Here is a 14,293-nt window from a genome sequence, read left to right as displayed (position 1 = left end):
GATGCGCACTCCTGTGTCTCTGCCTCACGCGCCGAGCCAGCAGATCGGGCATGGCGATCTCGAACAATCCCCATAGCTGCAAAACCGCGAATAGCCTCCCGCGCCTTCGTTCAATCCGGCTTCAATGAGGTCGCGTCATAAGCGCCTGCCGCGCCCTCGCGTGAGCGCGACCTCACAGAACCCTCCAGATTCCCAGAAGGGACAATTTCTGATTCAAACTCCATGCTGGAACGGGGGCCAGCATGGATGACGCGACCCTATTCGGAAGATCTTCGTGAACTCGCTCTGGCGCGGGCTGACGCGGGCGAGACCGTTCGTTCGATTGCAGAAGCGCTTCAGATCAGTCCTTCCTGTGTGACGAAGTGGAAGAATCTGCGGCGGGAGACCGGAGGCGTTTCTCCCGGCAAGATTGGCGGTCACAAGAAGCCGGTTCTGTCCGGCACCAATGCCGACTGGCTGCGCAAACGCATTCGCTCCGGCCCATTCACTTTGCGGAAGCTGACGCAGGAACTGGCTGCGCGCGGGATCAAGACCGACGTGCGGGCAGTGTGGACGTTCGTCCATGCCGAAGGGCTGAGCTTCAAAAAAAACGATCCTGCCGGCCGAACAAGATCGTCCCGATATCGCGCGTAAACGGACGCGCTGGAAGACCCATCAGGGCAGGATCGACGCCTCGCGCCTGGTCTTTATCGACGAGACCTGGATCAAAACCAACATGGCGCCGCTGCGAGGCTGGGGACCGAGTGGGCAACGTCTCCAGGCGTCTGCGCCTTTCGGCCATTGGAAGACCATGACCTTCATCGCGGCGCTGCGCCACGACCGGATCAGCGCGCCATGGGTCATCGACGGCCCCATCAATGGCGAGCTCTTCACCCTCTATGTCGAGCAGGTGCTGGCGCCGACCCTCGCAAAGGGTGAACTCGTCATTCTCGACAATCTCGGCAGTCACAAGGGCAAGGCGGCGCGCAACGCCATCCGCGCCACAGGAGCCCATCTGCTCTTCCTGCCGCCCTATAGCCCCGACCTCAATCCGATCGAGCAGGTCTTCGCCAAGCTCAAACACCTGATGCGAGCTGCGCAGCCACGTGATGTCGAAGCGACTTGGCGCAAGGTCGGCGAACTCCTCGACGTCTTCTCCAAGGAGGAGTGCGCCAACTATCTCAAAAATTCAGGGTACGTTTCCGTATAAACACATCATGCTCTAAAGATCGCAAATGCGTGATCAGGCGCCACCACCGGTTGCCTTCATTTGGGCACGTATCGGGAACAGGCTGTGGAACCAGGACGCAAAGGCGGCCGCCGCAGGGGGTGCCTGCAATTGACGTATCGATCCCACAGCAGCTGGCAGGACGTGGATCTGCGCAATCTCGTTCGGGTCATCTCGGCCTGCACCCTCGGACTCTGGGCATTTGCGGCCGGCCTCCTGATCGGGACCTTCCTGTTTTCATGACTGGCTTGGTGGACGCGCCGCCCGGTCTACCCGCCGCTCAGGTGATGTGCGGCGACGAACAGGACGAGCGCGCTCAGCACCAACGCTGACGCGGCGCCGGCAACGCCGCGGGCGAGTTCAGCCTTCGAAAGATTGGACCTGGTTGCCATCACAACCTCCTGCGCGTGCGAGCTAAGGCCGGTCCGTTCCGACGGTGAGGCTCGCTCTCGCTGCTCGGACCACAATCGCATCATGAGGATGAACACATCATGAGCAAAACGAATGGCCCGTGCTGCCGGTTCCAAATTCCGACCGCAGGGTTTCGGGTCGCGGGCACCGGCCGCACGCGGCAAGCGGGCAAAGCCGCGTAGGAAGAAGGTCCGGAGCGCGCAAGCGTCCGCGCCTACCACTCTTCCGGACAGGGATCGACGATCTTCCAGAGATCGACGCCGTTCTTGATCTTCTTCATCTCGGTGGTGAGCCCGCCATTGCGGCGGATCCAGTCCTTCACCGTGTCGGGATAGTAGGACATCAGGTCGGAGGTGCCCTCGAGGCTGGTGACCTTGATGCCGAAGGTGAAGGCCTTGTCGTAATAGGCCTGGTGGAAGCCGATGCTCGCCTTCGGCGTCACGCAGATCTTGTTCAGCGGCACGATGCCGAACACCAGCGTGCAGGCCGAATTGCAGATGCCGTCGATCACGACCCGCTCGCGGCGCTCGCGGATCTGCTTGTACTTGGCCTTGTACTCCTCGACATAGCCGCCATGGTCGCGCGTGATGTGCAGAACGGCCCGCGCTGGCGTGACCGCCAGAACCGAGAGCAGCAAAGCGACAAGGGGCGTGATGCGCATGGAATGTTCTAAACCGAGGGAGAGGCGGCCCGGGCGGACCTGACCCCAAGACTCTGGCCGGACTGTGTTGGCAATCCGTTAAGCATCCCCAAAAAGGCAAAATTTGGCGCGCTGTGACCGATTTCCCGCAGCTTTCGGCCGGATTCCGGGTTAAATGAAGTGCTAGAGGACCTTGGACCGGCTGGAGAAGCCGATTCCCGCGTGAATGCCCGGAGGCCGCCAATGACCAAGACCAAGCTTTTCGCCGCCCTCGCCGTGACCGTTTCCCTGGCCATTCCGGCCCTCACCCCGGCTGCAGCGGCCGACCTCTCGGCCACTCCGCGCCACCACCGGCATCACCACCATGCGCATTGGGGCCTGCCCTACCACATCAGCTATCTGCACAATTACGGCCCGGGCCCGGCCGCCGGCAGCTTCGCCTATTACGACGGTCCCGTCGACCAACACGTGCTACCAGGGCTCGGCCGCCTATATCGGCCAGGATCATCGCCGGCATCCCTGCTTCTGAGCTCAAGGCAAGGCCGGCGGGATGCGCGGACGCCGCGCCGTCCCTGCTGGCCCCGACAGCCCAAGTCTGATAATCGACCCGCAACGCGCTCGTAGCTCAGCTGGATAGAGCATCGGATTTCGATTCCGAGGGTCGGGAGTTCGAATCTCTCCGAGCGCGCCACTGGCGCACCACCCAAATCGATTGGACTTGCCTGGTTTCTGACGCCCCCGGCGACATGGAACCGGGCCGATTAACGCTCCCGCGGTTTGGGCTTCCCTTCCCCTTGACGCTGTTGGGCGCCGGGGTGATAGGCTACCGGCATTTCAAACGGCCATTTTGAATGAACGATTTATCGGGATTGAAGCAGCTTTTGCTGGTGGTTTTGATCTTCGTGCCTTTCGAGCGACTGCTCGCCGCGAGGCCTCAGAAGATTCTCAGGCGTGGCCTGCTGACCGATATGGCCTTCCTGTTTCTCAACGGGTGGCTGGTGGTGGGCGGCGTGATCGCCATCATGACGACGGCCGTTCTGGTCAATCAGTCGATCCTGCCGGCAGCGGTGACGCAGACGATCGGCGATCTTCCGTATCTGGTGCAAGTGCCCATCGTGATCCTGATCGCGGACCTCGGCGTCTACTGGACGCACCGCATCCTGCACGTCGTGCCTGCCATGTGGCAGATCCATTCCGTTCATCACGCGGTCGAGGAACTGGATTGGCTCGCTGCGGTTCATCAGCACCCGCTCGACGTCATCTTCATGAAGGCCGGGGCGCTGTTTCCGCTTTACGCACTCGGTTTCTCCGCGGAAGCGATCGCCACTTACCTTCTGATCTACTTCTGGCAGACTTGGCTGGTTCACGCCAATGTCCGCCTGAACTACGGACCACTGCGACACATCCTGGTGTCGCCGGAATTTCACCACTGGCACCACAGCAGCGAGACGGAAGCCAGGGACAAGAACTTCGCCGGACTGTTCTCGTTCTACGATGTGCTGTTCGGGAGCGCCCACCTTCCGAAGGGGCAGAATCCCAAGACATTTGGCGTCGATCATCCAATGCCTTCCAGCTATCTGGCGCTCCTGGCCTACCCGATCGTCGCGTGGACCTCGAAGCGCAAGCGCAACGACCCGCCAGCCGCCCAACCTCACATGCCAAGTGGTGGCGAGCCTGCGCAGCCGCGCCAGAGCGCGCCGCTGAGCTAACTCCGCAGGCTCTTGTCGCCGAACCAGCGCCGGCAGGCGCGGCTGAAGCTCGTTGCGTCGGTGTAGCCGAGCGCGGCCGCCATCTCGTCGCGCGATTGCGTGCTCGCCGCGAGCATTGTCCGGGCGCGCTCGCGCAGCACGCCGTCGAGCAGCGGCCGGAAGGCGCAGCCCGCCTCCGCCAGCCGCCGCACCAGCGTCCGCCGCGAGGTGCCGACGAGGCGCGCGGCCTCCTCCTCGCCGAGCCGCTGCGGCAGCCGCGCCGCAATCAGGCTCTCGACGATCCGCGCCAGCGCCGCGGTGTCCGACCGCGGCTTCTCGATTTCCTCGAGCGCTTCGATGGCCTTGGCGTGCAATTCCGGATCGGCAAACGGCGAAGCCCGCGCGCATAGCTGCTTGGGCACGTCGAAGATGAAGGCGGCGGCGTTGAACTTCACGGCGCAGGAATAATGCTGCATCAGCCGCTCCGCGCCCGCAGGCGGCGGCCAGGGAAACTGCAAGGTCGCCTGATCGATCGCATCCTCGAGCAGCTGCGCATAGACCGCATGCACGTTGAGGCTGACCGCCAGCGCCACGGCGCGCCACAGCGCGCCTTCCATGGCGACCGCAGGAGAGATTTCAATCTGGATCGAGCGCGGCGTTGTGCGCAGCCGGTTGCGGATAAAGGGCGCGCGGGTCGACCCGAAGCGCGCGCCGGTGTTGAGCGCATCCGCGATGGTCGGTGCCGTCCTGGTCGCGACGTCGAGCGCGCCCTGCAGCGACGTCGACCAGACCGCCGCGGCCGACAACGGCCACAGCTCGCCATGCCGGCGGGTGATGTTGGCGGCGAGGATCACCAGCGACGACACCGGCATGTGAGCGCCGGGCTGGTCGAGCACGTCCTGCTCGATTGCGGTGCCATGCAGCAGCTCGTCGCGTTCGCCCCGCGTCTTACCGAACGCCCGCACCAGCGCCCGCGCATAGCTCACGGACACCGGCGTGCGAAGGACATCGGCCTCCGATCCCTGCATTGCCTTGGCGCCCTCCCTCGCGAGCGTCCAGCCGAACGGACCTGATGGAACAGGCCTTGGCGCAAAATGCCACAAAATTGGCCTGTTGGGAACTGGCGGCGCAGGCCCGCCTAGCGGCATCCTCTCTGCGACAACGGCGAACGCCGCCTCGACAAGAAATGCTGGAGGGAATGCGATGATCTTCACGGGCACCAATGCCGCTGGCGAAACGATCACCTACCGGGACGGCAAGCGCTATCTGTGGATGCTCTCGTTCATCCCGCCGCTGATCCCGCTGTTGTCCTACTGGCTCTTCCTGCGGACGCACGATCCGCTGGTGACACTGATTCCGTTCGTCTTCATCTTCATCCTGATCCCGCTGCTCGATGTGCTGTTCGGCGAAGACACCCACAATCCGCCGGCGGAAGTGGTCGCCGCGATGGAGGCCGATCCGTATTACCTGCGGCTGGCGCGCATCACCGTGGTGTTTCCCTGGATCAACTACGTCGCCCTGATCGCCTTCTTCGGCACGCAGGAGCTGCCGTGGTGGTCGTATGTCGCCCTGCTGCTCGGCGTCGGCACCATCAATGGCGGCGCGCTCCTGATCGGGCATGAGCTCGGCCACAAGGCAGACCGGCTCAACATCTTCTTCGGCATGCTCGCCAACTGTGCGGTCGGTTACGCCCATTTCCGCGTCGAGCACAATCGCGGCCATCACACCTGGGTCGCGACGCCGGAAGATCCCGCCAGCGCGCGGTTTCGGTGAATCGATCTACGCCTTCGCGACGCGTGAGCTGCCGGGCGCGTTCAGGCGCGGCTGGCGCAATGAGGCCGAACGGCTGACCCGGCGCGGCGAGCCGGTCTGGTCGGTCAACAACGAGATCCTGCAGGGCTTTGCGCTCACGCTCGTCGTCGCGGCGATTCTGATCGCGCTGTTCGGCTGGAAGGTCGCGCCGTTCATCGTCGCGCATCATTTCCTCGGCTGGTATGCGCTGACCCAGGCCAATTATGTCGAGCACTACGGATTGCTGCGCGAGAAGTTGCCGAACGGCCGCTACCAGGCGGTCGAGCCGCGCCACTCCTGGAACACCAACCACATCGTCTCGAACCTAATGACGTTCCATCTGCAACGTCATTCCGATCACCACGCCAACCCGATGCGCCCCTACCAGTCGCTGCGCGATTTCGACGACATCCCGCGGCTGCCGAACGGCTACACCGGCATGTTCGGTCTTGCCGCGATCCCGCCGCTCTGGTTCCGCGTGATGGACCCGAAGACACTGGCGTGGGCCGGCGGCGACAAGAGCAAGCTCAATCTCGGCGACCGGCCGGTGAATGCATGTCGCGACGGGCGCCGCTTCTAGGTCTGCCCGGACCGCCGCTTCATCGCGCCGATGCCGAGGAACGAGCCGTTCACGGACGGATACTGGCTGGTGAGTTCGAACGCATCGAAGCCAGGTGCTTCGAATTCCTTCAGGGCTTTCCAGAGCAGCGTCGTATCCGGACAGGCCTGGGAGTGGATGTCGTGATGTACGATGATGCTGGCGTGGGAGCGCACCAGCAGGTGATCCTGCATCGCACCGCGCAGACTGTGATCGCCGTCGATGAAAACGAAGTCGGGCCTCAGCCGATCGACATGGGCACCGACCAGCGGTGACGTCGAATAGGCCTGGAGATAGACCGGCTCGATCGAAGCCTGCTCCTGCAGCAGCTCGAAATAGGTCGCGATGGAGGGCGTCGGCGCGATCGGATCGAGCGCGATCACGGTCTTCAGGTCGGCGCCGCTGTGCCTCAGCCACTCCGCAACCAGGACGAACATGCCGCCCCAGCGGCAGCCGATTTCCATATAGGAGGAAATGCCGGACGCGTTGCGCGCGAGCCAGGCCAGATAGGGCGCGAGCTGGTTCGGGTACTGCCAGAGGTGGAGGCCTCGCCGAAGCTCGGTGCAAGCTCCGGCGGCTGCTCGTGAAGCAGTTCGTCATTGAGCCCCAGCGCGGGAATGAATTCGCGTTCGAGGAATTCCACATCCAGCCGCTGCGCCGTGCTCAATGCGGCGATGGTGCCGATCGCGTCACGAACGAACGGCGCAAGATCGGCGAAACGCTGGTATCGGTCATCTGGAGCTTGAACTTGCTGGGCGTTGAGCATCGGTGCGATCGGGCCGGACGGTTGGATGGGAGACTGCTGGCGGTCAGCCTCATCCTCCCTCAACGGCGCGAGCGCCCTTCCCGAGCGGAGAATCTTGCCCTCCGCCGCTGATCGCGCGTCGGTCCACGGCGCGTCTTGCCGCCACCCGTTCTCACCCGCTCGGGATCTTCCGGCGTACGGCTTCCACGCCGGCATCGGTGACGCGATATTTCCGCCCCATCTCCGGCAGGATCCAGCCCTTCTCGATCATTCCGGCAATGGTGCTCGGGCCGACACCCGCGGGAAACGGCCGGCGATGTCGGATCGCATCGATCGCGACCCGCTCCAGATGGGTGGCGACATGCGAGGGGCGCGCGCGAAACGCCTTTGCCATGATAAGGACCGACAGCACTTCGGCGCGCCGGCGCACGGCCGACGCGCTGCGGGTCAGTTCGTTGCTGATCTCGAGAGCGTTCTTGCCGGCCCTGGCGAGTTCTCTGAGCTTCTCGTCCTCATCAGAGCTCCAGCGCCGCACGATCCCCATCTGGCCCTCACCGCCTGGATACCCATCTCGAACCGATGCATACGCAGGCGGCGCCGATTTGCCATGTGACTTTCGGCACCTCTTGATGTGACGTTGGAGACTGTCGCCATCAGGAAGGCCGATTTCGAAAACGCTCCTAGTGCTTGCTGGGTTCAAGCGTGATGAGCACGCCGGTCGGTTCGGGCTCGTGCGGCCGCAGCGACGTCAGCTCCGGATCGCTCCACTCGGCAAGGCTCACCACCTCGCCGGTCTGCCCCGGCATGTCGGAGCTCTGGGCGGGTTCGAGCACCTTGAGCCCGCTAGTGTCGACGAAGAATGTGTGCTCGCCGAACACGCTGTTCAGCTGCGCCACCGCCGGATGATCATCCGGAAGCACCTGCGCGTTGAGTTGCGTCATGGTCTGCTTGACTTGCGTGGAATTAAGCTTCATCCGCTGCTCCTTGTTGTTGGTTCCGGCCTGAGTGGTTTCCTTCAATGGTTTCCCTGGCTGGTTCCTCCCCGCCCGCGCCCGTCGCCGCGGGCTTCGAAGTCTCGAACCGATCAGGCCACGAAACGTTCCGCACGCGCGACGCATTGACCGCGTGCGCGCGGGTTCCAGATCCGTCGCTATGTGAAGTGTGGCGCGACGTCCGGCGCACCCGCTCGCTACGTGGCGGACGGCTTCTTCCTGGCGAGCCCTTCCAGATGCACGCGGCGCGCAGCGGATTTGCGTGCGCGCGCCCTGGTGCGGCAGGCCCGGCAGCGCACGGCCTTGGTGAACACGTCGCCCTTGGCGGTCTCGTACCACCATTTCTGCTGCAACGGCGTCCAGACCTCGGCAACGCCGCAATCCTTGCAGACAAAGGGCTCGGGCCGATAGGTTCCGCGTTCGACGAAATCAGGAATCGAATAGCTGTTCGAGGCGGCGAGCTGGCTCGTGACCACCGCAACCTCGTCGCGCGCCAGCGCGATCTTGTAGTCGCGCAGGCGCTGCCGTTCGGCGGCGCGTTGCGCCAGCGTGCGACGCCATTCCTCAGCCTTGCGCTGTTTGGCTTCGATCTCGCCGCGCGTCTGCTTGCTCCGCTTCACGCCCATGCCATCCGTCTTGCACCGTATCGACGAACTTGCCGTCCGGCAGCCCGGCCGTATCAAGACGACGTCATTGATCCGCTGCAGGTCGGCGCAGGCTTGCCATGGTAGCCGCAGCATCGCGGGGCGGCCAGATCGATCCGGGCGGAGGTTACGTCCGCCCCTGCTCCGCCGGTCGCATGTGGATCAGCGCATCGAGAACCAGGACAAGCACGGGACGCTGCTCGTCGTTGACGAGCTCGGTCTTGAAGATCACGACGGCGTCGCGCCGCTCCGACCTGATGGTGATTTTCTGGATCCGGGATTGGCCGGTGAGCGTGGCTCCCGGGCGAACCGGGCTCGGCAAGCGGATCTCGAAGCTCCGCCCGACGATGCCCGCCACCTTGGTCCAGATCGCCTCCACGACGAGCCGCTGATAGATCGCAATGGTGTTGAAGCCGCTTGCGATCAGGCCGCCGAACGGGCCCGCCGCAGCCGCGACGGGGTCGGTATGGATCGGCACCGGATCATATTTGCCGGGCGAACTCCAGGATCTCGGCTTCGCCGATCGTGTAGGTGCCGAGCTGGAATGTCTGGCCCTCGGTGAGATCTTCCGCATACAGCATCGCGCGCCTCCGTCTGTCGCGCGACGATAGACCAATGCTGCGGGCTTTCCATGACCCCCGGGGTCATGAACTTCGCGCACCGGGCTCCGGGCGCGCGGAAACGACGCGAGCGGCACCCGCCGCCCGCGTCTCGCTACAAGCCCCCGCGGCTATTGCAGCCGCGCCGCCCTCGCCTTCGCGGCCTTCACCGTGTTCTCCATCAGGCAGGCGATCGTCATCGGGCCGACGCCGCGCGGCACCGGCGTGATCGCGCCGGCGACCTGCACCGCTTCGTCGAAGAAGACGTCGCCGCACACCGCGTAGCCGCCGTCCGGCTTCTCGACGCGCGTGGTGCCGACGTCGATCACGATGGCCTGCGGCTTGATCCAGTCGCCGCGCACGAGCCCAGCCTTCCCCACCGCGCTGACCAGGATATCGGCCTGACGGCAGATCTTGCTGATGCCGTGGGTGTGGATGTGGGTTTGCGTCACGGTCGCCTGCTCCTGCAGCAACAGCGCGGCCATCGGCTTGCCCACGATGTTGGAGCTGCCGATCACCACGGCATGAGCGCCGGTGAGATCTCGCCGGATCGACTTGATCAGCCGGAGACAGCCGAGCGGCGTGCACGGCACCAAGGCATCGTCGCCGTGAAACAGCCGGCCTGCATTCAGCGCGTGCAGGCCGTCGACATCCTTAGCGGGATCGACCGCCGCCATCACGCGCAAGGCGTCGATATGCGCCGGCAGCGGCAGCTGGATCAGGATGCCGTCGACATCGTCGCGCGCATTGAGCGCGTCGATCCTGGCAAGCAGATCGGCCTCGTTGGCGTCATCCGGCAGGCGCTCGACCTCGCCGCGCAGGCCAATCCGCTCGGCCATCCTGACCTTGCTCTGTACGTAAATCTGGCTCGCCGGGTCACAGCCAACGAGCACGACCGTGAGCCCGGGCGCGCGGGGCAGCCGGTCCAGTTCGCTCGCAACCTTGTCGATGACAATTTGGGCATGTGCATGCCCATCAAGAATGTTCGCCGTCATGGCACCTCCGTTTCGAAGCGGTGCCCAGGCGCGCGGCGTTCAGTCTCTGCGCTCCCCGATGGTGGTCCATCCAAGCGCCAGTCGCGCAGATGCCGCCGTCATAGCCGCCCGGCCCGGCAAACGCAAATCACGCTCGCTTGCGGCCGAACCGGCGACGAATTGCCCCTGTTTTTGCCGGTGGATCGGTGCCGGGCGGGGCCCCTCCGGGGGTAGGATTCGGGCAGAACTTGCGATAAGCCTCGGCGCTTGCCGGACTTTTCCGATCCCCGGCGCCATCCTTCCGGTCATCACGCCACTTCGGACATTTTCACCATGAGACATATCATCCTCGCGCTGGCGCTCCTCTGCCCGGCTGCCGCGCTTGCTCAAGGCACCGCTCCAGCCACCACGCCACCGCCCGCCGCTGACAAGCCGGCGGCGGCCTCGCAGCCGATGGTCGGCGACAAGCCGCTGGTCCAGGTCGGCAAGAAATCGGCGGCCAAGAAGGGCGAGAAGGCCGCAGCACCCGGCAAGCCGCAATCGGTCGCGCAGAAGCTCCAGGCCTGCCAGGACATCGACGACGCCACCAAGGAGCGACTGATGTGCTACGATGAGATCTTCAAGCCGCAGCCCAAGCCGAAGGCCGCCCCTGCCAAGGGCGTCGCCGAATGCCGGTTCGTCAAGGAGGAGGACGAGCGGCTGACCTGCTACAACGGCTTCGCCGACAAGATTCCGCGCCTGCCGCGCTAACCGGTTCCGGCCACCCCGGGCGCCTTCCCGCAACCGGTTACCCGGCTGGCATCGCGGACACGAAAACGCCGCCGCAAAGTGTTTGCGGCGGCGTATCGATTGCCGATTGCGGCGTGTCCGTGCCTACCAGGTACCGAAGCCTCCGAAGAAGCCCATGCGCGGCTGCTGCTGCGCGACACGGTAAGGCTGATACATTCCGGGCTGGGCCAACCGCATCGGCTGCTGGGAATGGGTATGGCTGCGCGCAATCTTGCGCTTCTTCGGCGCCTGCACCGGCTGCTCGGCCGGCTTCGCCTCGGCCACGACCGGCCCCTTGCGCGCGTCAGCCTTCTCCGGCGGAATGAACTGGGCGAACGTGTCACGGACGCGGGCCTGCGCCGACGCATCGCTGGCAGCCGCCGGGGTCGCTGCGGCGACCGCGTTCACTTGCGACGGAACGATGGTCGGCAGGTTGGTGTCATACACCACCCGCTCCGGCAGCTTCTGGGTCGACTTGATGCGTACCATGGTCTTGCTGTCGACGCCGGGCGACGACAGGCCCTGGCTGGCGACTACGGCCTCCTGCGGTACGATGGCATTGACGATGAAGAGCAGCGCGAGCAGCACGCCACCAACGAACAGGAAATAACGCGCCACAGGCATTTTGGTAGCTCCCCCCGCGCTACGGGCGCGGTTCAACTCGACGCGACGACATCTTGTCATCGCGCAACGAATTCATCGTCTGCGCATGATCACCCGGACAGACGCCATCCGCCCTCCCGGGTCGTTCTCTAACGGTCGGCTTATTAGTTAGTTCCTGCCTGGCCGTTACGGTTCACCCGGCAAGTCAATTCCCGGTCACTTTTTCGGGATGCAGGGTTTAGGCGCGGCTGGCGGTCACGACCGTGCATTTCGCCTTGTTTGCGTTAACATTTACGAACCCGATCAGCATCGGCGGGTAGGTCTTGCGGCTCCTCATGGCGATGGTGTCCGGGATCAGCCGCTTGCGTTCGGTCACGGGGCTGCCGTCGCCGCGGATGAAGGCGCAGGCGATCTCGATATCCTTCACCGCGAAATCATTGGCATTGCGCAGCGTCAGGGTGACCAGCACCTTCGAGCCCAGCCCGCCGCGCCGCCAGGATTGCGAGGCGATCCGCAGCCTGTCCAGCGGCGATCTTTCAGTACCCGGCTCGGGACGCTTTGGCCGCTTCGGCCGGCTGCGCGGCGGTGGCCACGCCGACTGTGGCCGGCTCAGCTGCCGGTGCGGCTGGCGTGTCCTTTCCAGCTTGATTTGTGATTTGGCCGGGCTGCACCCCGGTCGATGCATCCTGCACGGTGCGGATGACGGCGGAAGACACCCGCCAGACATCCTGGTCTCCAGCATCGCTCGGCTCGGGGAGCATGAACCACGCCGCAATTCCGGCGACCGCGATCACCGACAGCAGCAGGCTGGCGTAAAGGCCGCCCTCACCGAGACGTCCGGCGCCAAATCTTCGAAACGACGCCAAGCCGATCCGCATCGTCGTGCCCTCACCCTCGACGCCCGATCAAGCCGTCACCCAGCACAGAAGCCGCAGGCATCGCAGCGTGCGGCATCCGGGACGGCCGCAGGTCGAGCGGCCACGCAAGATCAATCACCGACCGCCGGAATGGTTTCATTCCGGGACGACAATCTTGCGGCTGGCATCACGGAGGCATGGTATCCCAACGGACCGATCGCTAGATTTGCGCCGCCCGAGAGCGAGTGCCGCGCCCCAAGCGCGCGCGAGAACAACAAGGAGATCGCAATGCCTGTCGTCACCTGGGACCACGTCCATCTGCGCAGTCCCGATCCCGAGGCCACCGCGACCTGGCTGCGCGACATTCTCGGCGGCGAGATCATCCGCGGCCCCGGCCGCATCGACGTCCAGCTCGGCGGCGCCAAGGTGTTCATCGCGGAGGTGACGCAAGGCGACGGCGTCAACGCCCCGCCGGTGACGCCGTATCAGGGGCTCGATCATTTCGGCCTGACCGTGAAGGACATCGACGCGGTCGCGGCCGAGATCAAGGCCAAGGGTGTCGAGTTCACCAAGGAGCCGACCACGATCCGCCCCGGCGTGCGGATCTGCTTCATCCGCGGCCCGCAGGGCATCTCGATCGAACTGCTCGAGCGCGACCAGAAATACGCGTGAGCGAAGACCGATCCGCTACGTCATGCTGCCGGGCATGAAGCAGCGGATCGTCACGCCCATGTAGCTCTTGATCGGCCAGACCATCGCGCGGCCGACCCGATTGGGCTCGGTGACCACAGCCTCGTCGGGGACGTCGACCCAGGCCCCATCGAGGCGCACGCGGTAGTGCCCGTCCTTCGACTCCCAATCGACATCGCTGACCGCGCTGCCGTCGGCATCCGAGCAGCACGGTCCCTTGCCGCTGCGCAGACCGTCGAACCATTCCTTGAGCGGCGAATTGGCGTAGCGGCCGTCGGGATCGCGCGCCCGCGCGATTTGTACGGCCGCCGCCAACACCAGCATCATCAGCCCGAGAGACACCATCACACGGCCCGCACGACGGGCCCAAGTTCCATTGGCATTGCGAGGGCGCGCCAAACGGCCGCCCGATTCAATCCAGTCTGACATGTGTTCGCTCCAGCACTCACCGGCCAGTGCAACCAGAGCTATGCATTTCGCGGGCCAGTTCGATTCGCGCGCACGGTCCGCTGTCATCGCGCCGTCACACCGCCTGGCAGGAACCGAGGGTTCACGGTCAGCCCGGATACCCCCGGAATCAACCTGCCGCATTGCACGAGGTTGCTCGCTTTGGCATAAAAAACCAATCCGGATTGCTGCGGGCGCGACAGCCGGTACATGGGACGTTATGAAGAACGGGCTGTACTCAATCCACGTCACCCTGCTGGACGGACGCGTCGGCAAGGGCAGCGGAGTGATTCTTTTCCGCGACGGGCAAATTCTCGGCGGCGATGCCTATCTCTATTACACCGGCAGCTACACGGTGAAGGGCGACGCGTTCAAGGGCGAGGTCCTCGTGCAGCGCCACACCACGCCGCGCGAGACCGACAACCCATTGTTCGGCGGGCCCGCGCCGGTGGGCATCGGCGTCTCCGGCACCTTCACCGACACCCGCGGCACCATGAGTGGGACCGCGCTGGTCGGCAAGGCGAGCCTGATCTTCGGCGCCACGCTGCACAAGCTCGCGGATATCAATTAGGTCATCGCACCGGCATCTGACCCGTCATCCTAAAGTGCGAGCGTAGCGAGCCTCGAAGGATGCACGGC

19 protein-coding genes, 1 tRNA gene, 2 pseudogenes and 1 riboswitch are annotated in these 14,293 nt (G+C 64.7%); of the genes and pseudogenes, 9 read left to right on the top strand and 13 right to left on the bottom strand.

Features of this window, described 5'->3' with window-relative positions; genetic code table 11:
• Positions 1-246: 246 nt before the first annotated feature.
• Positions 247-1,189 (top strand): IS630 family transposase gene (locus tag ACVWW1_RS07115; protein ID WP_456655323.1). Its coding sequence is split into 2 segments (ribosomal slippage): positions 247-582 and positions 584-1,189, totalling 942 coding nucleotides; the frame shifts between segments, so codons are not numbered across the junction.
• Between the two features lie 287 nt (positions 1,190-1,476).
• Here the strand turns inward: ACVWW1_RS07115 and ACVWW1_RS07110 are convergent.
• Positions 1,477-1,599: a hypothetical protein gene (locus tag ACVWW1_RS07110; RefSeq protein WP_256459054.1), complete on the bottom strand. Its 123-nt coding sequence runs from the start codon at positions 1,597-1,599 to the stop codon at positions 1,477-1,479.
• A 233-nt stretch (positions 1,600-1,832) separates the two neighbouring features.
• Entirely contained in the window at positions 1,833-2,279 is a 447-nt protein-coding gene (locus ACVWW1_RS07105) for a hypothetical protein (protein WP_223967421.1), read from the bottom strand.
• A 222-nt stretch (positions 2,280-2,501) separates the two neighbouring features.
• Here ACVWW1_RS07105 and ACVWW1_RS07100 point away from each other — a divergent pair.
• From ACVWW1_RS07100 to ACVWW1_RS07090, 3 genes and pseudogenes are all read left to right on the top strand, one after another.
• Positions 2,502-2,787 (top strand): annotated as a pseudogene (locus ACVWW1_RS07100) (hypothetical protein).
• Positions 2,788-2,872: 85 nt separating this feature from the next.
• A tRNA-Arg gene (locus ACVWW1_RS07095) sits at positions 2,873-2,949 on the top strand.
• Between the two features lie 160 nt (positions 2,950-3,109).
• Positions 3,110-3,967, top strand: a complete 858-nt coding sequence (locus ACVWW1_RS07090) for a sterol desaturase family protein (protein WP_456655322.1) — start codon at positions 3,110-3,112, stop codon at positions 3,965-3,967.
• Here the strand turns inward: ACVWW1_RS07090 and ACVWW1_RS07085 are convergent.
• Positions 3,964-4,974 carry a helix-turn-helix domain-containing protein gene (locus tag ACVWW1_RS07085; RefSeq protein ID WP_456655321.1) on the bottom strand — a complete coding sequence of 337 codons (1,011 nt, stop codon included), beginning with the start codon at positions 4,972-4,974 and terminating at the stop codon, positions 3,964-3,966. The genes ACVWW1_RS07090 and ACVWW1_RS07085 overlap by 4 nt on opposite strands.
• A gap of 175 nt (positions 4,975-5,149) precedes the next feature.
• Here ACVWW1_RS07085 and ACVWW1_RS07080 point away from each other — a divergent pair.
• Positions 5,150-6,317 (top strand): annotated as a pseudogene (locus ACVWW1_RS07080) (alkane 1-monooxygenase).
• Here ACVWW1_RS07080 and ACVWW1_RS07075 read toward each other — a convergent pair.
• A complete protein-coding gene (locus tag ACVWW1_RS07075) occupies positions 6,314-6,799 on the bottom strand; it encodes a hypothetical protein (protein WP_456655320.1) in 486 nt (161 codons plus the stop codon). The pseudogene ACVWW1_RS07080 and the gene ACVWW1_RS07075 overlap by 4 nt on opposite strands.
• Positions 6,800-6,918: 119 nt before the next feature.
• Between ACVWW1_RS07075 and ACVWW1_RS07070 the strand changes: the two genes are divergently transcribed.
• Positions 6,919-7,212 carry a hypothetical protein gene (locus ACVWW1_RS07070; protein WP_456655319.1) on the top strand — a complete coding sequence of 98 codons (294 nt, stop codon included), beginning with the start codon at positions 6,919-6,921 and terminating at the stop codon, positions 7,210-7,212.
• A 40-nt stretch (positions 7,213-7,252) separates the two neighbouring features.
• Here the strand turns inward: ACVWW1_RS07070 and ACVWW1_RS07065 are convergent, their stop codons facing one another.
• From ACVWW1_RS07065 to ACVWW1_RS07045, 5 genes are all read right to left on the bottom strand, one after another.
• A complete protein-coding gene (locus tag ACVWW1_RS07065; RefSeq protein WP_223967410.1) occupies positions 7,253-7,624 on the bottom strand; it encodes a hypothetical protein in 372 nt (123 codons plus the stop codon).
• A gap of 136 nt (positions 7,625-7,760) precedes the next feature.
• Complete coding sequence (locus ACVWW1_RS07060) at positions 7,761-8,054, bottom strand: hypothetical protein (protein WP_095735203.1); 294 nt, start codon at positions 8,052-8,054, stop codon at positions 7,761-7,763.
• Positions 8,055-8,269: 215 nt separating this feature from the next.
• Positions 8,270-8,692, bottom strand: coding sequence for a zinc-ribbon domain containing protein (locus tag ACVWW1_RS07055; RefSeq protein WP_456655318.1), 423 nt, complete (start codon positions 8,690-8,692; stop codon positions 8,270-8,272).
• Between the two features lie 151 nt (positions 8,693-8,843).
• Positions 8,844-9,194 (bottom strand): MaoC/PaaZ C-terminal domain-containing protein, encoded by a 351-nt coding sequence (locus tag ACVWW1_RS07050; protein WP_456655317.1) that lies wholly within the window; start codon positions 9,192-9,194, stop codon positions 8,844-8,846.
• Between the two features lie 252 nt (positions 9,195-9,446).
• The gene (locus ACVWW1_RS07045) at positions 9,447-10,310 is read right to left on the bottom strand and encodes a bifunctional 5,10-methylenetetrahydrofolate dehydrogenase/5,10-methenyltetrahydrofolate cyclohydrolase (RefSeq protein WP_456655316.1); all 864 of its coding nucleotides are present in this window, start codon (positions 10,308-10,310) and stop codon (positions 9,447-9,449) included.
• A 15-nt stretch (positions 10,311-10,325) separates the two neighbouring features.
• Positions 10,326-10,405, bottom strand: a riboswitch (ZMP/ZTP riboswitch).
• Between the two features lie 217 nt (positions 10,406-10,622).
• On the opposite strand from ACVWW1_RS07045, the gene ACVWW1_RS07040 reads away from it, so the two are divergent.
• Positions 10,623-11,039, top strand: coding sequence for a hypothetical protein (locus ACVWW1_RS07040; RefSeq protein WP_173642391.1), 417 nt, complete (start codon positions 10,623-10,625; stop codon positions 11,037-11,039).
• A 123-nt stretch (positions 11,040-11,162) separates the two neighbouring features.
• Here the strand turns inward: ACVWW1_RS07040 and ACVWW1_RS07035 are convergent, their stop codons facing one another.
• From ACVWW1_RS07035 to ACVWW1_RS07025, 3 genes are all read right to left on the bottom strand, one after another.
• Positions 11,163-11,681 carry a hypothetical protein gene (locus ACVWW1_RS07035; protein ID WP_456655315.1) on the bottom strand — a complete coding sequence of 173 codons (519 nt, stop codon included), beginning with the start codon at positions 11,679-11,681 and terminating at the stop codon, positions 11,163-11,165.
• A 217-nt stretch (positions 11,682-11,898) separates the two neighbouring features.
• Positions 11,899-12,129: a hypothetical protein gene (locus ACVWW1_RS07030; protein WP_456655314.1), complete on the bottom strand. Its 231-nt coding sequence runs from the start codon at positions 12,127-12,129 to the stop codon at positions 11,899-11,901.
• Positions 12,130-12,196: 67 nt separating this feature from the next.
• Positions 12,197-12,538 carry a hypothetical protein gene (locus tag ACVWW1_RS07025; protein ID WP_456655313.1) on the bottom strand — a complete coding sequence of 114 codons (342 nt, stop codon included), beginning with the start codon at positions 12,536-12,538 and terminating at the stop codon, positions 12,197-12,199.
• 267 nt (positions 12,539-12,805) lie between these two features.
• On the opposite strand from ACVWW1_RS07025, the gene ACVWW1_RS07020 reads away from it, so the two are divergent.
• The gene (locus ACVWW1_RS07020; protein ID WP_173642388.1) at positions 12,806-13,189 is read left to right on the top strand and encodes a VOC family protein; all 384 of its coding nucleotides are present in this window, start codon (positions 12,806-12,808) and stop codon (positions 13,187-13,189) included.
• Positions 13,190-13,204: 15 nt separating this feature from the next.
• On the opposite strand, the gene ACVWW1_RS07015 is transcribed toward ACVWW1_RS07020, so the two are convergent.
• Positions 13,205-13,636, bottom strand: coding sequence for a hypothetical protein (locus tag ACVWW1_RS07015; RefSeq protein WP_375789532.1), 432 nt, complete (start codon positions 13,634-13,636; stop codon positions 13,205-13,207).
• 238 nt (positions 13,637-13,874) lie between these two features.
• On the opposite strand from ACVWW1_RS07015, the gene ACVWW1_RS07010 reads away from it, so the two are divergent.
• On the top strand, positions 13,875-14,225 hold the full coding sequence (locus tag ACVWW1_RS07010) for a GrlR family regulatory protein (RefSeq protein WP_092114933.1): 351 nt from the start codon (positions 13,875-13,877) through the stop codon (positions 14,223-14,225).
• Positions 14,226-14,293: the final 68 nt, after the last annotated feature.

It is taken from the genome of Bradyrhizobium sp. JR3.5 (genome assembly GCF_054057015.1).
This window is presented reverse-complemented; position numbering and strand designations above follow the sequence as displayed.